Origin of the sequence: Paenibacillus sp. FSL F4-0100, from assembly GCF_037993005.1 — a bacterium.
Classification (GTDB): Bacteria; Bacillota; Bacilli; order Paenibacillales; family Paenibacillaceae; genus Paenibacillus_AQ.
Genome location: NZ_CP150303.1, coordinates 1,081,177 through 1,101,499, shown reverse-complemented (window position 1 = coordinate 1,101,499; position 20,323 = coordinate 1,081,177). Strand labels below are relative to the sequence as shown.

18 protein-coding genes are annotated in these 20,323 nt (G+C 47.1%); 4 read left to right on the top strand and 14 right to left on the bottom strand.

Annotated features, from left to right (window positions below):
* Positions 1–11: 11 nt before the first annotated feature.
* Entirely contained in the window at positions 12–467 is a 456-nt protein-coding gene (locus MHH48_RS04845) for a hypothetical protein (protein WP_144023514.1), read from the top strand.
* A 266-nt stretch (positions 468–733) separates the two neighbouring features.
* Here the strand turns inward: MHH48_RS04845 and MHH48_RS04840 are convergent, their stop codons facing one another.
* Complete coding sequence (locus MHH48_RS04840) at positions 734–1,669, bottom strand: NAD(P)/FAD-dependent oxidoreductase (RefSeq protein ID WP_218641289.1); 936 nt, start codon at positions 1,667–1,669, stop codon at positions 734–736.
* A 465-nt stretch (positions 1,670–2,134) separates the two neighbouring features.
* Between MHH48_RS04840 and lepB the strand changes: the two genes are divergently transcribed.
* Positions 2,135–2,776, top strand: a complete 642-nt coding sequence (gene lepB / locus MHH48_RS04835; protein ID WP_076325622.1) for a signal peptidase I — start codon at positions 2,135–2,137, stop codon at positions 2,774–2,776.
* A gap of 166 nt (positions 2,777–2,942) precedes the next feature.
* Here lepB and MHH48_RS04830 read toward each other — a convergent pair whose 3' ends face one another.
* The 10 genes from MHH48_RS04830 to MHH48_RS04785 all read right to left on the bottom strand — a co-directional run bounded on the left by MHH48_RS04830 (position 2,943) and on the right by MHH48_RS04785 (position 14,682).
* Positions 2,943–4,367, bottom strand: a complete 1,425-nt coding sequence (locus MHH48_RS04830; protein ID WP_340390548.1) for an N-acetylmuramoyl-L-alanine amidase family protein — start codon at positions 4,365–4,367, stop codon at positions 2,943–2,945.
* 197 nt (positions 4,368–4,564) lie between these two features.
* On the bottom strand, positions 4,565–5,653 hold the full coding sequence (locus MHH48_RS04825; protein ID WP_076325624.1) for a hypothetical protein: 1,089 nt from the start codon (positions 5,651–5,653) through the stop codon (positions 4,565–4,567).
* Between the two features lie 61 nt (positions 5,654–5,714).
* Positions 5,715–7,115, bottom strand: a complete 1,401-nt coding sequence (locus MHH48_RS04820) for a HAMP domain-containing sensor histidine kinase (protein WP_076325625.1) — start codon at positions 7,113–7,115, stop codon at positions 5,715–5,717.
* 3 nt (positions 7,116–7,118) lie between these two features.
* Complete coding sequence (locus MHH48_RS04815; RefSeq protein WP_340390545.1) at positions 7,119–7,781, bottom strand: response regulator transcription factor; 663 nt, start codon at positions 7,779–7,781, stop codon at positions 7,119–7,121.
* 280 nt (positions 7,782–8,061) lie between these two features.
* Entirely contained in the window at positions 8,062–8,880 is an 819-nt protein-coding gene (locus MHH48_RS04810; RefSeq protein WP_076325627.1) for an MBL fold metallo-hydrolase, read from the bottom strand.
* An 86-nt stretch (positions 8,881–8,966) separates the two neighbouring features.
* A complete protein-coding gene (locus MHH48_RS04805) occupies positions 8,967–10,895 on the bottom strand; it encodes an ABC transporter permease (RefSeq protein ID WP_076325628.1) in 1,929 nt (642 codons plus the stop codon).
* On the bottom strand, positions 10,870–11,640 hold the full coding sequence (locus MHH48_RS04800; RefSeq protein ID WP_076325629.1) for an ABC transporter ATP-binding protein: 771 nt from the start codon (positions 11,638–11,640) through the stop codon (positions 10,870–10,872). The genes MHH48_RS04805 and MHH48_RS04800 overlap by 26 nt, the downstream gene beginning before the upstream one ends.
* Positions 11,641–12,197: 557 nt before the next feature.
* Positions 12,198–13,184, bottom strand: coding sequence for a sensor histidine kinase (locus MHH48_RS04795; RefSeq protein ID WP_076325630.1), 987 nt, complete (start codon positions 13,182–13,184; stop codon positions 12,198–12,200).
* A gap of 9 nt (positions 13,185–13,193) precedes the next feature.
* Positions 13,194–13,886, bottom strand: a complete 693-nt coding sequence (locus tag MHH48_RS04790) for a response regulator transcription factor (protein WP_076325631.1) — start codon at positions 13,884–13,886, stop codon at positions 13,194–13,196.
* 61 nt (positions 13,887–13,947) lie between these two features.
* Complete coding sequence (locus MHH48_RS04785) at positions 13,948–14,682, bottom strand: acyl-ACP thioesterase domain-containing protein (protein ID WP_306024481.1); 735 nt, start codon at positions 14,680–14,682, stop codon at positions 13,948–13,950.
* A 196-nt stretch (positions 14,683–14,878) separates the two neighbouring features.
* Here MHH48_RS04785 and MHH48_RS04780 point away from each other — a divergent pair, with 196 nt between their 5' ends.
* Positions 14,879–15,136: a GlsB/YeaQ/YmgE family stress response membrane protein gene (locus MHH48_RS04780; protein ID WP_076325633.1), complete on the top strand. Its 258-nt coding sequence runs from the start codon at positions 14,879–14,881 to the stop codon at positions 15,134–15,136.
* Positions 15,137–15,306: 170 nt separating this feature from the next.
* Here the strand turns inward: MHH48_RS04780 and MHH48_RS04775 are convergent, their stop codons facing one another.
* Positions 15,307–16,200, bottom strand: coding sequence for an SDR family oxidoreductase (locus MHH48_RS04775; protein WP_076325634.1), 894 nt, complete (start codon positions 16,198–16,200; stop codon positions 15,307–15,309).
* Positions 16,201–16,330: 130 nt separating this feature from the next.
* On the opposite strand from MHH48_RS04775, the gene MHH48_RS04770 reads away from it, so the two are divergent.
* Positions 16,331–17,284, top strand: coding sequence for a WYL domain-containing protein (locus MHH48_RS04770; RefSeq protein WP_076325635.1), 954 nt, complete (start codon positions 16,331–16,333; stop codon positions 17,282–17,284).
* Positions 17,285–17,403: 119 nt separating this feature from the next.
* Here MHH48_RS04770 and MHH48_RS04765 read toward each other — a convergent pair whose 3' ends face one another.
* Together MHH48_RS04765 and MHH48_RS04760 are read right to left on the bottom strand one after the other, a co-directional pair.
* Positions 17,404–18,375: a ring-cleaving dioxygenase gene (locus tag MHH48_RS04765; protein WP_076325636.1), complete on the bottom strand. Its 972-nt coding sequence runs from the start codon at positions 18,373–18,375 to the stop codon at positions 17,404–17,406.
* A 328-nt stretch (positions 18,376–18,703) separates the two neighbouring features.
* Entirely contained in the window at positions 18,704–20,302 is a 1,599-nt protein-coding gene (locus tag MHH48_RS04760; RefSeq protein WP_076325637.1) for a response regulator, read from the bottom strand.
* Positions 20,303–20,323: the final 21 nt, after the last annotated feature.

The window sequence follows — 20,323 nt, the reverse complement described above, 5'->3', positions numbered from 1 at the left end:
GAGGCTTATTAATGATAATTAACCCATATTTATGCTCATATCGTCAATCCCCTCAACCATCTTATTATCCGTATCCTGCACCATATTATGGCGTTTATCCTTCTAATAGCAATCATTTCGAACATGGCATTGGTGTTCATGCTGGTGGACAGCTTGGGGGTGATTATGGAGCAGGTATGTTTGTCGGTGGTCATCTCGGGAGTGGCCATGGAATAGGAGCTCATGCTGGGAGCCATCTCGGCGGTGACTATGGAGTAGGAGTTCATGCTGGCGGCCAACTCGGTGGTGGTCATGGGATGGGAGTTCATGCAGGTGGATATCTTGGTGGAAAATATGGTGTCGGTGGTTATACCGGTGCACATCTTGGTGGGGGACATGGTTTTGGCTTCGATGCCGGGGGCCATTTAGGCGGTTATAGTGGTCAATTCGGTTTCCAGTTTGGCGGACACAAGGATGAGTTCCGGTAATAGAAAACGGTTTTAAAAGGAAAAATCGGAAATAGATTTGATTTCGCAATACCCTAATATAGAAAAAGCATCGTTTAAGCTTATACAGAGGCTTAAGCGATGCTTTTATCTTTTTATTTGTTTGTGTCGCAGCACTGTATTCACATAGTTAGAGACTCGATTAATTTCACCATTGATGCGTGGTCCATGTCTCCAAAATACGCAGCCATCAGCCGATTCACCGTCAGCGCCTGGGTGCGCGAAAAAGAAATTTCGGTCATCCGTGCCTATTCTTTCTTCTTCGGATTCAGGGATGTTTCAAGCAAATAGTCAACGACCCAAGGTCCAATATTCGCACCGGAGGCGGCTGAATGAACGAGATGGGCAAGCTGATCCGTAGCATTCCCGATCGCCCATACTCCTGGTCGGCTCGTTCTTCCGTACGTATCGGTAACTGCGAAACCGGCTTCGTCTACTTCACAGAGAGAGGCAGCCAGTTCAGACGCAGCTTTGAAAGGGGCCGCCACAAAAACTGCTTCACATGGCACTTCCGTGCCGCTCGCTGTGGCGATGGAGACGAGTTGGTCCCCTTCCGTTACCAGACCGGTCACCTCGTCTTGAACGGTTTTAACTCCGAATCCATCAAGCCTTGTCAGCGTTTCGGAGTCGAACTCGTGTGGGCTTACGACCGTTACGTCTGAAGACCACGCGGTCAGGAACTTTCCAAGCTGGGCAAGGCGCTCCGGTAGTCCAAAGGCTACGAAAGGTTTGTCCCGAACTTCATATCCGCTGAAGCATGGGCACAGATGAACGTACTTGCCCAACCCCTCTTTTAAGCCAGGCACCATGGGGAGCACATCGACTAGCCCTGTGGCCAGTACTACGGCCCGAGCCGTGATCTTCATCTTGCTGCCCCAGACATCAAAGAGCCCATCGGGCCTTGCTTCGATCTTCAATACGGTCTCACTGCGAATTTCTCCGCCGTAGCTTACCACCTCGGAACGCCCACGTTCCAGGAATTCGGCCGGTGTACTTCCTTCATACCCAAGGTATTCATGAATCTTAGAGATCATTGAATTACGAACGGGTCCTCCGTCATAAATGACTGTTCGGCGACGAGCTCGAGTGAGAAACAGTGCTGCACTTAGCCCTGCAGCTCCTGCCCCTACCACCGCCACATCGAAGATATCATCATGGTCTTCTGAAGTATTGCGATTCATCATGTTCTTTCCTCCTTATAACGATCTCTTAGTGAAATGAGTACGATTATATAATGGATATTACGGGTCTATAATAACCGTAAAGAATGAAAGCTGTCAAGAATGTTTTTCTTTAAGGGGTGGCGTCAGGCAAACGACGGAAAACTTTAGAATGTATGGGAGCGGAGCTAACATCGTTCATGAAAATAACACTTACCGCAATAATAGAAACACGGGATACACATGGCAAACGTTTAATCCTGATGTGAATGTTACCGCAACAATTTCAGAGAGAATAAAGGCAGATATTTATGAATGGGAGATTACTAACTGAGCAAAACTCAGTAAACATCTCAGAATTCATTAAAGATGGAGTGGAAAACATGTATCCGTGGTTGAATTAAAATAGTTCATATAATATGGACTCATTTAATTTAATAGAGTGCATATTATGATTTGACCGGAAGTACTACAGCAGGAGGTGCTGAGATGAGAAGAAAGTGGATTCTTGGTATTATTTTGATTTTTCTAATGTCGGGATGTTCTACAGATAAGACTTCTACGGAAAGCTTAAATGATTCAGAAAAACCAAAGGTATTAAAAACAGTTGACTATAAAATCGACAACATGAGCCGTCAACGATCAGAATATCATTATACTGAAGATGGTGCGTTAGTAATTGACTCGGAAATTGACCGTATGATCATGAAGCCGGGCGATATTGTTTATTTTATACCTCCAGAGTTCGAGGGATTTAAAGATAACCCAGATTTTAAATTAGCTGATCATTATATTTCTAGACTTATCGCAAGTGAGGGGGATAATGTGGAAATAAAAAAAGGAGTGGTTTATGTCAATGACAAAAAACTTGATGGTTTTTACGGTGTGGCAGCAAAATACGGTCTAACTGAGCAGGAATACATTGATAAACAAAAAGAAAGTGACTCTAATTTTAAATTAACTCAGGAAGAAAATGATTTTTTCAAACAGAATATGGTTAAAATTAAAATTCCTAAAGAACATATATTTGTCTTAGGTGATAATTGGGAAAGAAGTGTGGACAGTCGTCATTTTGGCCCCGTTCCTTTAAAAAATATTCAAGGTAAAGTACTAGGGGCTAGGGGTTACTAAAGAATTTTAATGGAAAAATTCTATGTATTCTTTTCAACGAGCGTTGAGTGATAAAATGCGGTTCCTATAATCGATTAAAGTTCTAGTCCTCCTTCGTTTTCCTAAAACAATCTCCATATATCAACAATTTAATAAACATAGCCAGTTTGCATTTTTCCTGTTTTACTTACCTGATGCTAAGATATTCTTTTATTCCATCGACAATAGCTTGAGCAGCTTTGTATTGTACGGTATTGGATAGCATCGCTTTTTCATCGGAGATATTGCTCAGGAACCCAACTTCCAATAGAACAGCAGGCATCTTCGTTTCTCTAATAACTTGAAAACTGTTATCTTTTACACCGCGGTCTTTCAGACCTATCGCTTTAATTAAACGCTTGTGAATAGCATCAGCCAGCTCTTTACTGCTGCTTCGCTGATAATAGTAAGTCTCTGTACCATTGGCTTGAGGTGACTCGAGAACACTGTTTCCATGTATAGATACAAATACGTCGGCATTTATTTTATTGGCGAGCTGCACACGTTCCGTTCGGGTAGGGTACACGTCACTATCGCGGGTCATCCATACTTCGATTTCAGGCTCCTTCAAAAGGAGTTCTTGTACTTTTAGAGATAAAGCAAGGTTAAAATCTTTTTCATGTTTATTAGAAATACTTGTCGTTCCCGGATCACTCCCTCCATGTCCAGGATCGATCATTACAATCTTTCTCCCCCGCTCACCTGCCAAGGGTTCTTGAATAGGAGATTCGAAATCGCCTGTATCGTTTAAATCAATAACCAGTTGATCACCGATAAATTCATGATTTACTTGAATTGTATTAGCGTGTTTTAATTCAATCACGATTCTGACTTGATCTGGATCACGACTAAATAACGAATATCTCACTTCCGATACATGGGGTTGACCACTAACATCCAATTTCCCCATAGATCCCGAATCTAATGGTTGAGATAAATCACCAAACGTTGTATTAGGTAAATCAAAAACAATTCGATTAGGGTCTTTTAAATGTGAAATGATTGGGGTAACTTTTCCATCCATGCTTACAACGAGTTGGTTATTCAAAAAATTAATTTCGTTGATATGTTTTAACGATACTTTTTCATTGTTTTCTGAATTGGGAGTGGAATCTTCAGTTTGAGCGGAATTATTGGTGCTGCTTGTCAGATGTACAATTTTATCTTTGTTGTCCCAACTCACAGACAGTCCCATCTGTTCACTTACGAAGCGTATCGGAACGACTACACTTTTATTCAGAATTTGAGGAGCAATATCCAGTAATACGGGCTTCCCTGCTACCTTCGCTTCTCTTTGGTCAACGTGTAAAGAGATTATCTTTGAATTTTGCTGGATTTTTACAAGATGCGATTTTTGATCCCAATTAACTCTAAACTTTAGATTCTCAGCAACAACACGAATTGGGATCATAACATGCTTATTCATCACTGTGACCTGGACATCAGAAGGTAATATCACTTCCTGACCGTCTAATATGATCTTAGATTGATTAGCTGATGCATGGCTTTGATCTGGTAAAATGATAAGAAAGAATAGGGATAAAAACAATAAGAGAATGGCTTTTTTCATCATGCACCTCTACTATGATTTCTTTTGCTACATATTTTTAATACATTCGTTTATGGACGCAAAAATCCCACTTCAATATAGAAATGGGATTTTTGTCTGATGATACATTGTAGATGATTTAATTAGACAAACCAATTCTGAAAGAGTTCTATGTTATCACATGCAACATTTTTCTGTTTTATATAAAACATATTCTATGACTATATCTTCTTTGGAGCTGGTTCATATATAAGACATCGTAACGTTTTTTCGGGATATCGCAATTCTGCTGTATATGCGTTACCGTCTTCCAAGCTGATGGATATGGCTACAACACCACGTTGATCATTTTTGACATCCTCAATGAATGACGTATTTGTGATTGCACGAGTATCCCCCTGTTTCTCTCTTACTATGGTTTTAGCCGCATCGATCCAGCTGTGATCCTGTTTGATCTGCTCTTTCATAGCCGCTGTGATGGGCGTTCTCTTATAGTTAGAATTGAAAAGAGTGGTATCGATCACATTCCCAGTCAAGGAATCTATGAATACATCATACATAAAATAAGTTTCTGCGCTTGCTTGCAGTCTCTCCACATTGTAAGGCTGAAAATGAACAATCCATTCTCCAATTTGCCCAGGGCCAAATTTATTATACAATATGGTTACTTTCAGTTTGGAGACATCGACATCAAACAGACGAGTTACACTGTCATGAGCCTTTGCCAACGCATCTGCTTCACTTATATCTTTCGAATCGGGCTGGGGTTTGACAATCCGTTTGCTCAGAGCAAAATTCACTCGGGAGTGCCAATCAATATACTGCAATAATTCCTCATCTGTCAGAAGCCGCTCGGGATATACATAAGTTGCTTTACTCAAGTCTAAATAGAAACTATAATTTCCCTCTTTAAGGGGCAAAGGCTTTTGCGGACGGACGCCTTCATAAATATATTGTTCCTTCAGTACCTCCAACCTTTTAGCCTCCGGATCAGTTATTTTACGGTTACTTGCTTCCACTTCAACCTTGATGTTGTCAAAATAATGATAGATTTGTTGAATATCCTCCTCCGTCATCGTTTGTTCCAGATATTCCTTAACAGTCGTTGCCGGCATTGACGCTTCTACCTTTAAAATCGGTATCTTGCTGTTTGCTAAAGTCATTGGGGGTATTCCTTGCCGCTTAGATTCCCCATACAGTTCAGGTACAGGCGTGGGAACAAAATGCAGGACAGCAAACGTGCTGGCTGCAAGCAATCCCCCAGAAATGGCGATTATAGCGAGGGCCGCCAGGACATTCTTTTTGTTCACAGTTAAAACCTCCACTTTTTAAGTAGGCTTGTCCGCCTATGCATACCTTAATTTAAATATGTTATGGAGTTAGAAGGTTGTTGTTATGAAGTTGTAAATTAATTCGGATGGTTGTGCCGATATATTCCTTGGATTCGAGAAACAGCATCGCCTGATGCGCCTCCGCAATTTGACGGCATAAAGATAAACCAAGTCCTGCTCCTCCATGTTCTCTCGAACGGGCGTTGTCCACTCGATAGAATGGCTCAAACGCATGTTCCACCTGCTTGGCGCTCATACCTCTCCCAAAGTCGCGCACCTCCAGTACAGCTGTGGAATTCTGTTCATAAGCAAGAAGTCTGATTTCGGAACCCTCGGATGAAGCGTGAATTGAATTTTCAATGCAATTGATCAGAAAAGACGCTAGCAGATCACGATCCCCCCATACGCTGTCGAGTTCAACCTGCAGGACAAGTTCAATACCAGCCATCTCCAAATTATTGTGTTCCGTTCGCCGGACGGATTCAAACAGATCAACAACTGACACAGGTGTACGTTCTATCGGCTGGTGACTTAGGATGGAGAGATCCAGCAGCTTAAAGACCAGATTTTTCAAGCGCAATGTTTCGCTCCAGATATAACCGCTAGCCGTCATTCGTTCTTCTTCGCCAATGTTTGCGGAATTCAAATATTGGGCGAAACCCTGCATACTTGTCAGAGGGGTTCTCAATTCGTGAGCCAGGTTATCGACAATTCTTTGCTTTGCCTCAGCCATAGCAGAAAGCTCGGTTACATGACGTTCAACAGCTTCGGCCATTTGGTTAAAATTTTGCGCCAATTCACCAAATTCATCGTTGTTCTTTAAAGTCACCCGTTCACCATAATTTCCTTCTGCGATATTTTTGGTCGTATTGGATAATAACCGCAAAGGTTTCGTTAATTGTCGGATCAGGATATACAGCAAAATAATAAGAATTGGACTGGCGATAAAATTGATAAAAACAAAATAACGATTTAATTCGGCTTGTTTGGCATACAACTCCTCGATATCCCGCCGGTATGTCAGCAAGAGGTGATTGTACGGAAATGGCAGCTCTTTGGATATGATAACTTCGTGTGCCGTTTCTTCATCTGCTTGTTCATTTGGTATTAAGGGCATGTCCTTCTTAGCAGACTCATCACTATACACTAACTGCCCCTGATCCCATAATTGTAAAGCGATTCCCTGCTGCCGATAATAATCTGCATAAGAGCGTGCAACATCAAATAATACGGTATCATTAATGGACATCCCCCGGGATTTGATTGAATTCAAATTTTCATAGATGTTGTTGGCAATTAATGCCTGCTCACTAGAAGCCCTTTGAATCTCTCTTTCCATGTTAAGATTCCAACTTTTTTTCATAATCATAATTACGCTTACATCAAGGGTCAGAATGAACAAGATAAGCACGACCAGTAGTGTTTTCTGCCAAAATCGCATGCCTCATCCCTCCGATTCTAGACGGTAACCAAGCTTATAAATCGTTTTTATGCGTTCTTCCCACCCTAATTTTTTGCGAAGCTGCCTGATATGTACGTCCACGGTGCGTGTATCGCCTTCAAATTCATATCCCCAGGCAAGCTCCAACAGCTTTTCCCTGGACAACGCGATATTTCTGTTCTGAATCAAAACCTCCAACAGTTCAAACTCTCTTGCAGTCAATTCGACAAGTTGTCCGTTCTTGTAAATTTTCCGTGCCGCCAAACGGACATCAACCCCTTCCGCAATAAATCCGTCATGTTCCTGTGCGTTTCGACGTAAAACCACATTTATGCGTGCAAGCAGCTCTAAAATTTCAAAAGGCTTAATAATATAATCATCCGCGCCGAGTTCAAACCCTGTAATGCGGTCATATAATGAATCTTTAGCGGTAATAAAAATAACCGGAACATTTAAATGCCGATTGCGTCTCATGAGCTCAAAACCGTCCAAACCGGGCAGCATAACGTCGAGCAAAATGAGATCAACCTTCTCCTGTTCCAGAATTGTCTGCATCTCCATCCCATTGAAAGCTTTAAAAAACTGATGCCCCACAAGCTTTAAATTCATTGTAATCAAGTCGCTAATCGGTTTTTCATCTTCAACTACCAATATTTTTGCCATCATTAATCCTCCACTATGAATATAAGATCTTGTCGCATGCCTAGTATAAGAATTATATCCATAAAATAAAAAATACGCGATTTCCGCGAACTTTTAAGCGCATTCTTATTTATATAGAACTTTTCGGCCTGTTCATCACCAAGTGTGTATCAAGTTAATATAGACACTTCATATTACAATCTGCCTCATATTAAAAAACACCGCAAGGCCATCGCCCTCACGGTGTCTCGTTTAGCTTATAAATCGTTCATATCATGAAACGGATAATTAGATCCGTTCTCAATCAATTCATATCCTTATCCACATATCGGCCTTGGTCGGGAACGGCCAAACGATCAAAGTCCCGGGCCAGCCGTGCAAGTGAAGCCGTAAGCTCCTCACCCCGCATCGAGACCCCATGTCCCGTGATCAGAACCTCGGGATTCAGGCTTGCCAGGCGGCGAACCGATTCCCGCGCGAGATCCCAATCCGGCGTAAAATACATCGGCGGACCATGCAGCTCCTTCTCCTGCCCGATGACGGCTAGCGCCGACTCTTGCTTCACCGTAATCACCGCGTCTCCCGCTACGAGGACTCGGTCCCGTTCGCGGAACAGAGAGATGTGGCCGGGGCTATGGCCTGGTGTCGGCAGCCATTTGAATTCAGGAAGACCCGGCACGCTGCCGTCCTCCGGCAGAGGTTGTATCCTGGAGCCCAGATCGATGGCTTTGTTCGGATACATCGGAGCAACGCGGGCCATCAATCCGCCGCCTACGCTTGGATCTCCTGGTGGATAGTCTTCTTTTCCCGTAAGAAACGCCAGTTCGCTCGGATGAGCGTAGACAGGTACGCTCCAGCGGTCCGCCAACGCCTTCACATTCCCGACATGGTCAAAATGGCCGTGCGTAAGCACGATGCAAACCGGCGGCTTTCCGAATCTTTTCTCCGCTTCTTCTACAATGGAGCCTTCAAAATTTCCGAGTCCCGTATCAATCAGTACCCAATCTCCCGTTCCAGGCGTACCGATCATCTGGACGTTCACCATTACAGTACGCAAAGAAAGAATATCCGGCGTAATCTCTTCAGTCTCTACGGCACCCGTCTTTAACATGCTGTGATTCATTATGGAATCGCCCCCACTTCTCGTTGTAAGTGCTTCTTGTAATAACATACCCGTTTTGGCACTTTTCAACGAAGAAATGGCGATTTTCACTGAATGATTTTGTTAAGACGATCTAGATAACGCCAGCGAGTAATAAAGAAATAAATAATCTGTATGCTCAGGAAGAAGATGAAAATCTTCAAACTGTGCCCTACGATCGAGAAGTCTACCAGCTGCTGCAGGGCTACGAAGGCAACGCCGCTATGAATGAGTGCGATAAGCATCGGCAGAAAGAACATAATGACAAGCTGCTTCGTAATGATGGTACCAAGCTCTTTTTTACTAAGGCCGACCTTAGCAATCATGCGATACTGCTGTTCGTCCCGAGCAAGATCCGCATACAGCCGGAAATAAACAAAGCTTGCCGCGAAGGTGAAGAAGACAATGCCAACCAGGCCGCTAACCATAAGCAGAATTCCGTTCTGCTGCTGGGCGCTTTTCCACTCCAAGTACAATGATTTTAGATAATAGCTGTAGTCTTCATTCTTGTTAAGACGATCCTGAATCGATCTGGACACATCCCCTGTATTCTTCCAATCCTGTACGTAAAATGTATGGTATGCCGCATAACCGTAATCCTGATCCTGTTGTGCCTGGAACGCATCCTCGTACAAGCGGTCGGATACGACCAGTGTCTCGCCGTAGGCTGCAGGTACAGCAATGAACGTTTCGGCTTTGAGCACCTTTACGATTTCCGATTTCTTGCCGTTTAATACCTCTAACTGATCATTCAAGGGACCGTCGATTCGGTAGCTATTCTTCTCCGAGACCGTTCCCGGAGTCAAGATCCCTTCAAGATTGCCCAATGTTTCTGCCGGGTAACCCAGCGACTGAATGAGATTGTTATATTCGCTAAGTTTAATCAGCATCACCCCGTTATCCGAGAAAATCGGGGTAACCTCCGCCTCCTTATAATCAAATCCGCCCTTCTTGAGCTCCTCCCTGATGATATCAAGATGCCGATTGCCTTTGTCCGCATCCTCGTTATACAAGGAATACGTATAAGCATAGGGGTTCTCCATGGCCGACAGGCCCGGATCCCCGATCGCGAGCGTGGTACCAATCCCGGTAAAGGCAGATGCTGAAATGACTGAAACGAGGAAGAACATTACCGCATTGTCCTTGATTCTGTACAGTAGCTCCGATACCGTCAGCAGATTGGTTCGACGGAAGAAGAATCGCTCCTTCCTCTGCAAATACCGCATAAAATAAACGCTAAACTGGGTGAAGAGAAAATACGTACCGATGATAACAAGTACAACCCCTCCAAACAGCAGAATAAAATTAAAGATTTGGAGAATCGCAAAAGCCATAACCATGCCGTATCCAGCACCAATCAACAGGACAGCCAGCACGGCCAGCCAAGGTGATGCCTTCGGCTGCGGTTTGGGACTTTCCTCCGCTTTCACGAGCGCAAGCAGCGTACCCTTCCGCAGCATGAACGAGGAGCACAATGCAATCAACAGGAACAGGACGGCATAAGCTGCTGCTGTGATGAGAAGCGCTTTGAGTGGAAAATAAAACGGAAGTCCGTTATCCACAGCCAGCAATTTGGCGCTGATTAACAGAATCAGCTTCGAGAACAGCACGCCCGTCCCGATCCCGGCTACGATTGCAGCAACGCCAATCAGAATATTTTCGATGAACAGCATCCGGTTCAGCTGCTTGCGGGACATCCCGAGAATCAGCAGTATGCCGAATTCCTTCTTCCGGACTTTGATAAAGGCCCCCACGGAATACAGAAGGAAAAAGAATGAAAAGACAAACACAATATACTGGGATACCGTCATGCCCATCGTTCCCAGCATGGACATGGTTTCGCTGGAAGAGACCAGGCCGTCCTTCATCTGGGGGTGAAACGAAAGCAATCCGTAAGTAAAGAAAATCATGACGGAGAAGGCGCTGCTCAGGAAATGGGCGATATACGTGCGCTTGCTGCGCAGGACATTGTTAATGGCGAACTGGCGAAAATTCATGTCCCGAACCTCCCAGCAGCGATAACACATTGATGATTTTTTGATAAAAGGCCGACTGGCTCTCACCGTACGTGATTTCGTTGTACAACTGACCGTCCTTAATAAACACCACCCGATTGCAGTAGCTTGCGGCAACCGGATCATGCGTAACCAATAGCATCGTCACTTGGTCTTCCTTGTTTCTCCGGTCCATGATCTCCATCACGTCGCGCGCCGATTTGGAGTCCAGGTTGCCCGTCGGTTCATCGGCCAGGACCAGCTTCGGTACATGGATCATGGCCCGTGCAACGGCCGTCCGCTGCGCCTGCCCCCCCGAGATTTCGTAAGTCCGCTTATCCAGAATCGATGTAATGCCCAGCTTCTCGGCCAATATGCCCACCCGGCGGTTCATCTCATCCAGATCCACACCGTCCAGTGCCAACGGCAGCAGGATGTTCTCCTTCACCGTCAGTGTATTCAGCAGGTTGAAGGACTGAAAGACAAATCCAAGCTCACGGCGGCGGAACATGGCGAGTTTATCCTGGGATAATCGGAACGGATCTTCCCCGCCAATGGTGATCTCCCCGGACGTGGGACGGTCGATGGTGGAGATCATGTTGAGCAGCGTCGTTTTTCCGCTGCCGGAAGGTCCCATAATGCCAACGAATTCCCCTTCGTTAATACTCAAATTGATATTGGAAAGCGCCTCGTGGGACACCGCGGCTTTATAGACTTTGCCCAGATTGCGCACGTTTAGTATTTCCATCTTGTAAACCTCACCTTCGTTATTTCATATCTTGTAAGGTAAGTGTATAGCATCCCCGGAGCTTCTCCTATCGATCACTCTTTCACCAATCTTACATCGATGTAAGATTCATGTTTACTAAAAGTAAAAGGAGCACCAAAAACGTCACTTATGCGCTTCTCAAGACCGCTCCGAGTACGTAACGTTCCTATGATCGCTGTTACCCCCAAATTTTCTGAACGATTACACTGTGGTGAAAATGTGCAAAGGCGACCGCTTCGCTTCTTCGGAATCGTTTCGTCCTCTCCGCTGGCGCGTGCCGATACCTACTCATTATTTAAAACAAAAGAAAGAACCTTATCTCAGGGCTTCATGATGATTTCAATAACCATCGTTTATCCGAGATAAGGTGCCCTCATAAAGTATTTAAGTGATTCAATCCAAAGTTTAACAAGAAATCGAACTAGATATCTCTAACACATGCTTTACAGCCTACATAATGCTATTTTCATCAATGTCACCTGCAACTGTAATAAATGAACTCTAACCACCCAAGAGACGTCTACACCAAGCAGGCCTCACCCCGAGAATATCAACCTCACGGTCGTTCCTCTCCCCGGCTCGGATTCCAGCTCGATTTGGTGATTCATTTTATGAACGACCTCCTTAACGAGATACAAGCCCATGCCGGTGGATTCCTTCAGTTTGCGTCCGTTTTCCCCGGTATAAAACGGGTCGAACACCCGCTTCATATCGGATTTGGGTATGCCCATCCCCCGGTCCGTGATCTCCAGCACGACATGGCGGTGATCCTCGCTCCGGTGGGCTTGGATCGTCACCTTAAGTCCGGTACCGGCGGAATATTTGATGGCGTTGGATAGCAGCTGCAGCAGGATGAACCGAAGCCACTTGGCATCCGTCTGGACGGTGAGATCCGAATCAATCCGGACTTCCGGATACACATGACTGTGAATAAAATAACGCTTATTCTCGTGAACTGCATCGACTGCCGCCTGATGCAGCTTCACGGGCTCCACACTGAAATCCTGCTCAAAGGTTTCGAGCCTGGACATGTAGAGCACCATCTCCAGCCCGCGCCGAATCCGGTCGGACTCTTCGGATATACTCTTGAAGGAGTCGTTATAATCCTCTTGCATGATCATCTCAATGACGGATAGCGGCGTTTTCATCTGATGCACCCATTGATTCATGAAGATCATATGCTCTTTCCGCCGGCGCTCCCATTCTTCCATGACCGTTCGGTATTGACGGTATTGCTCTTCCATCAGCTCGCTAAGGGCCGTAGGCAGCGGGGCCGATTCATTATGCTTGATCGATTCCTCCAGCGACCTGATGGGCTGTGACAGCCGCTCGTAGAAATCCCGGTGCGTGAAGTACCGGAATGCCAAGTATCCGCCCAGAATGGTCAGACCGAGGAAAACGGCATAGGCCGCTGTCACCGGATGATCATAACCGTCATACCAGAATACGAGCAGCACGACGAACAACTCGGCGACCGTAAATAGAATCAGGGGCAGTTGCTCACGCCAAAACAGCTTTTTCATAGCCTTCCCTTACCTCTTCCAAACCGTGTGCAGCCGATACCCGGAGCCACGGATCGTTTCCAGCGCATTCTCAATCCCTAACTCCGCAAGCCGTTTTCGTACCCGGTTAATATTCACGCTCAGCGTATTATCGTCAACGAACGTATCATCCCACAGCTTCTCCAGAATCGTCTCGCGTGTGACCAGACGGGGGCTCCGGCTCAGCAGCGTCTCCAGGAGGATTGTTTCTTTTTTCGTGAGTAAGGATGTCCGATCCTCGAGAATCAGCTCCATCCGTTCGGGATACAGGACCAGCCCGTCCTTCTCAACCGTACGCTCGGCGGATGCTGCTGCATAATCGCCATATACGCGACGCAGCTGGCTATGGATTTTGGCGATGACGATATCGTAAGCAAACGGCTTGGTGATATAATCATCCGCTCCGTTCTCCAGTGCCCTTAACTGATCGGGCGTCCCGTTCCGAGCGGATATGAAAATAATCGGACAGGTGGATACCGACCTGATCTGGCGACACCAATAATATCCGTCAAAGCTTGGCAGATTCACATCGAGCAGAACGATATGCGGCTTTATCTCGTGGAATTGCTCCAGCACATGATCGAAATCCTCGATGATTTTCCCATCATTTCCGTACCGTTCGATATGCGATTGCAGCATCCCCGCCAGCTTCGGGTCATCCTCAACAATCATGATTTTGTACATCCGTTCACCCTCCATGAAGCGTCAGGCCGCTCTTTCCCCTTCGAAAGAATTCGCCTGATGGTTATGACTCCCTAACGATAGCCGCTTCAAAAAAGTTGATTCCGTCCGGCGATGCGCCCTGCACATACACCCGATTGTTCTCTTCGACCGAACGCTTGATCAGCATCGTATCCTTCAGTCTGGCCTCGTGATGATATGTAATCTTGAAGCCGGTCACTTGCCCTTCCCGAAGCTCCTGATCATCTAACACGTCAAAGCACAGATCTGCATAACGGGCATTATTCAAATGACCATTCGTATCGATTCCGCTGTATCGGACCGTATAGGTATACGCCTCATCCAGCTGTACCCCTTCCGGCAAAACGGCTTTGCTTGGCAGTTCTCCAACCGTTTCCTGACCGATCGGCACCTCGTATGGAAACATGGACGGACGCAAAATTCTCCGTTTATGAATATCCACCAGCGCCCATACCGAGCGGCCCTCGCCCAGCAATTCTCCATCGCCGTTCTTTATCCGATAATCCCGATGCCACAGCGCCCCTTTGGCCCCGCGGCTCCAGGTGTCCACATATACGGTTTCCATATCCCTTGGCATGCGCCGCATATCAAGCTCCAGCGTAATCAGCATCCAGCCCATGCCCCGCTCGATCATCTCCTCGCGACTGATCCCGAGCGCCTCAATATGCCGGTCAGCCGCTCTTTGCAAAATACTGAGCAGCGAAGACCAACGGCAATCCCCTTTAAAATCTGCATCAACCGATTGAATCGTATATTCTTCTGTCCATTTTTCAACCATAAGTCCCATGCCAGCTCCTTTATTATTATCAGACTAACCCTATTTCAAGCATAATCAAATACCCGGCGTTTATCAAAGCATGACACGGTATTTCGTCTGCTGGAAAAAAGTGATTTCGTCATCATCCGGTTTAAAAATCACGTCTTTGGTTAATAGTAAGGCACAAACAACTATAACTTATACGAGGTGATAAACAATGAGTTTTCTTTGGTCATTAATCGTTGGTGGTATCATTGGTTGGATTGCAGGCTTGATTATGGGCAGAGACATCCCCGGCGGTATCATCGGTAACATCATTGCCGGTTTTGTCGGTGCTTGGCTGGGTGGACTTCTGCTCGGGTCTTGGGGACCGGAAATGGGAGGATTCTACATCCTGCCTGCTCTGATCGGTGCCGTCGTGCTTGTCTTTATCGTCAGCCTGATCATGGGTTCGATGAGACGCGGCCGTTCCTAACTTGCTTGAACTGGATTTTTGGATTTCATGGTGTGACTCACCGGCAACTGCACGATCCAGATTACGCAGCGGTATTCGCGAATGAACGAATAAAAATCCACAACAAAACAGGGTGACCTATTCGCTATCATGGCGGTAGGTCACCCTGTTTTACATGCTCCCCTTTCTTTTTAAGAAAGAGGAAGTCCTTGCTTCTTCGCATAATTGCCCCAATGCGGCCTGCGTCCATCGATGTCGCTAAACCCGTATTCATCCGATAAATCCCAGCTAGTTAGCGCTTTGCCGCTCTTGTCGGCAACATTGGGATCGGCCGCAAGCGCCGCAATGCCCTGTCCCAGGAAATACGGGGTCTCCGACTCTATGAAATGCGGCTCTTGCGCTGTGGCATCCTGCCAATTCTCTTCCGTAACACCAAAGTGATCCAGCATTTGTTCGGAACGCAGAAATCCTGGTGTAACGGACAGCGCGGTTACCTGATATGGACGTAACTCTTCCGCCATGGCTACAGCAAGGTGAATCGCCGAAATTTTTGCCAGGCTGTAATACAAGTTCCCGCGATACCGATACGTAGATCCATCCGTAACTTCAATAACCAGTCCCCTACCGTTCTCCACCATCAGCGGAACACCGTAATAACTTGTGATCATGTGTGTGGTGACAGCTCGCTCCTGCATTAGCAATCCATCGGATAGAAACTGCTCCCAGAACGGGATGTTCCAGTGCGTGAGGTTCTCGCCTCCCCATATATCATTGACGAGGATGTCCAGTCGTCCTTGCTGGTCCTCGCGAATCCGTTCAAACAATGCTTTTACTTGCTCTTCCACGGTATGGTCACATTGCACGGCTATGCCGATCCCGCCTCGCGCCGTGACCATATCCGCCGTGTCATCAATGGTCTCGGTACGCTTGATATCCGATACCTGCCCCCGTACGCTCCGTCCTGTGCAATACACCGTTGCCCCAGAGGCACCCAGCATCACCGCAATGGCGCGGCCAGCCCCTCGGGTCGCTCCGGCAACGACGGCTACTTTACCTTGTAATGGCTTGTGCTCATTCTTATTCATAGCGTAACCTCCTACCTGTATACTGAATTTTCTCAACATCCTTATCGTATCAGTCATATATGACATCCCTTGTCTTATATCCGTGCTACAATACAATTATCTTCTACAGATATTAAAGAGGTGACATGACTTGAGGGCGGATCGTCTATTGTCCATTATGCTGATGCTCCAGAACGGAGGTAAGAAGAACACCCGTTATTTAGCGGAGCAGCTCGAGGTATCGGAACGAACCATCATACGAGATATGGAAAGTCTAAGCTCGGCCGGTATTCCCGTCTATGCGGAAAGAGGCTCCTTCGGCGGTTGGGTGCTGGAGGAGAGCTATCGAACGAACCTGACCGGAATGACGCCTGACGAGCTTATCTCCCTGCTGGTCTCCAGTCATAGTCCGCTCATCGGAGATTTGGGAATCCGCAAACAGTTTGATGCGGCTTATCAGAAATTATTGGCCTCTTCCCCCCGCTCCATTCGGCAGGACGCCGAAATCATTCGGGAGAAAATCCATATTGATGGCGCAGGCTGGCACTCCTACCGTGAATCGCATCCGTATCTTACAGTGCTTCAGGAGGCACTATGGCTGGATCGTATCACCCGTATTCAATATATGAAGGGAGAGGAGCGGGTCGAAAGAATCATTCATCCGCTCGGCCTAGTTGCCAAACGCAGCACCTGGTATGTGGTCGCGGAATCCGAAGGCGATATGCGAACCTACCGTGTATCGAGAATCGTGGATGCCGTCATGTCCGAGGATACCTTCGAGCGCCCGGCTGATTTTAATCTATCCGAGTATTGGGAGGAGTCGCTGGCACGGTTCATGCAGAATCTTCCGCAGTATCCGGCACAGGTTCGAATGACCGTCTCTCTGATCAAGCGCTTTGAGCGCGAGCGATACGTAAAAATAATCCGATGCCACATGGAAAGCCAGCACGACGGATGGATAGCAGCCGATTTGGAATTCAACACCTTAGAATCGGCCTCAGCATTACTTCTAAGCTGCGGAGCGGAAATCGAGGTGATGGCCCCGCAGGAGCTGCGTGAGCATGTCAGCACAGCCGCAAAAGCCATTTCACGGCTATATGAATAGATCATAAGAAAAACGCCTAACGACATACTTTCTTTCTGCTATCTAAAAAAAAGCACCAGGCAAATGCCTCAAAAGGGAGGCTTGCCCGGTGCTTTTTGCTGCGCATATATGCGCCCTCATTATTGAATGGTATGGAGAGGCTTTAGGTTGGCTTCAATCTGTTCCCGCTTCTTCTCAAGGAACGGTGGCAGCGCAAGGGATTCGCCGAGATGATCGATATGCTCATCCGTGTCAAAACCCGGGCCATCAGTAGCTACCTCGAACAAAATACCGTTAGGCTCTCTGAAATACAAGGAACGGAAATAGAAACGATCAACAAACCCCGAATTCGAAAATCCTACATCGCCAATCCGGTTGATCCATGCTCGGAGCTCCTCCTCGTCCTCTACGCGGAATGCAACGTGATGAACGCCGCCCCGACCAAGCCGCTCCTGCGGAAGGTCCGTTCTTTCTTCAACGTGCACTTCCGCTCCCGCGCCGCCTTCTCCTGTTTCAAAAACAAGGATGTCCGCCTGCCCGTCTACTGGCGAGGCATACTGACCTTTGTAACGGAAGCCCATCAGCTCCGTCAATACCTTCACGGTCTGCACTGGATTAGGTACAGTCAGCTGCACCGGACCTAATCCGATGATAGCGTATTCCGCAGGAACCGGTCCCTTTTCCCAAGGGATGCCCCCAGGAACTCCCTCATTATGTTCATCCGAAACCAGAATGATGCGCTGGCCCTCGAAATCTCTGAAGAGAAGCGTCAATCGGCCGGCACGTTCCTTGATCTCCTCGCGTTCTACCCCATGTTCATCCAGCCGCTGGGTCCAATATTCCAAAGCGCGGTCACTAGGTACGCGGAGGGATGTTGCCGAGATGCTGTTGTTTCCCTCGCGGGTCCGGCCTGCCATCGGAATTTCGAAGAAGGTCAGCTCCGTCCCAGGGTTTCCTTTTTCATCGCCATAAAACAGATGGTATACCGATACATCGTCCTGGTTCACCGTTTTCTTGACCAGCCGCATGCCAAGAACCTTCGTATAAAATTCGAAGTTCCGCGAAGCCGCAGCCGTTAACGCAGATACGTGATGAATTCCTTTAAACTTCATGACTTCAACCTCCATCTATATTTGATTTATTCTTCATTAACAAAACACTATCTCAGGCACCTGTCCTGTTGGATAAACGCCTTATTCAAAAAACACCTTCACTTTTGCTTCCTCAACTTATCGTGTGCATCTGGCGCTTAATCTCAGTTTAGTATTTAACTCAGGAATCGTCAAGTCTTAATATTAAGATATTTAAAGTAAAAATAACAGAACTCCTTTTTTCCCTGATCAAACCCGGAAAAAATAGATCTGTTATTCATTCCCTGCTATGCTGAAGGCTATCCTCACATGATTGGCCCAGTAACACCACGAACGAATCATCGCCTCTTTATGTATTGGATATCGCCTCTTCGCGATACTCGGAGGGCGTTTTCCCTGTTATTTTCTTGAATACTTGCGTGAAATATCGAGGGTCCTGATACCCTACCAGCGGCGCTACCTGGTATACCTTCACATCCGTATTCAGCAAAATGCTTTTGGCCTTCTCGATCCGGCATTCCGTCAAGTACTCCAGAAACGTATATCCCGTTGTTGCCTTAAACAGGGTGCAGAAATGGCTGATGCTCAAATCCGCCAGCTCCGAAACCTCTTCAATGCTGAGATCCTTCTGATAATTTTCCGCGATATAATCCTTGGCCTTACCCATAACGGCCTGGACATTGTCCTTGGCCTGCCCGGACCGGCTCTCGGCAATCCATTTGCTGAAATGGCTCTTGATGACATCCATCAGCTGCTGAAGGGTGCGGGAAGCATGAAGCTCCTGCAGCAGTTCCTCCAGCGACCACTCAAACAGCACCTTCATATGCTCAAACTGCCGATACAGCACAACGCTCATCTCCAGCAGCACCCGCTCGGTCATCTCCCGGCTGAAGGCATGCTCCTCGATATAAGCCTTGGTCTCGTCAAAAAGCTCCAACAGCCTCTCCTTGTGAAGCGTGCGGATGCTTTCCACCATGAGCGACTCTAGATGCTTCGGATACTTTGCTTCGCTGGCCGTTTCCATAATGGAATCGGGAGTCCCGAGGAACACACCCTCTTCCCCGGAATAGAACCGCTGGTATAAGGCGCGGACGGCCGTCTCGTAAGCCGTCCCCAAGCGGTCAATCCCGGCCATGCTGGGGCTGAAGCCGACCGAGCAGGACAGCTTCGTATTCCGCTTGATCAATTGCACCAGATCCCTGCCGATATCCTCCTGCCGCTCTTTCGTCAGGTTCGGAAACAGCAGCACCCATTCACCGCTGCGGAAAGGGAATACCGTCAGTCCGCCATGCTGCAAAGACCATTCCTCGAGGACGTTCCGTACCGCAAAGAGCCACAGGCGCTTCTCATCCATGCTCCACAACTCGTTAAGCCGCAAGTAATGATCCAATTGAATGACGGCCATCGTGTATCCATGCTCCAGCTCGCTGTCTTCCAACCACTGCATATGCTGCAAGGGGCTTCGATTTCCCTCGATAAATTCCGTCAGCATCCTCTCCCGGGCCAGCAGCGATAAAACCTTGATCGAGTGCATCATGTGGTCATCCGCAATCTGCTTCTCCAGGGTTCTGGCTGCCTTGGCTATCGTTTCCGTCAGCTCATCGTGATCGATCGGCTTCAGCAAGTAATCGAAAGCCCCTTCGCGCAGCGCTTCCCTTGCGTATTCGAACTCTCCGTACCCGCTAATGAAAATAATGATCCGCCGTGCCTGATCCGCCTTCAGCTCCTTCATGAGCGTAATGCCATCCATTCCCGGCATCCGAATATCGCTGATGATCATATGCGGCGACACTTCACGCGCCAGCTTGAGAGCGCTGTCCCCTGTCTTGGCCTCCCCTACGACTTCCAGATCCAGCTCATCCCAGGGAATGGCTGCCCTTAGACTGCGCAGAATGATCGGCTCATCATCAACCAGAATGACTCTGAATTTTCCATCCGATCCGCCCATGACGTTCCCCCTTGTCTCTTT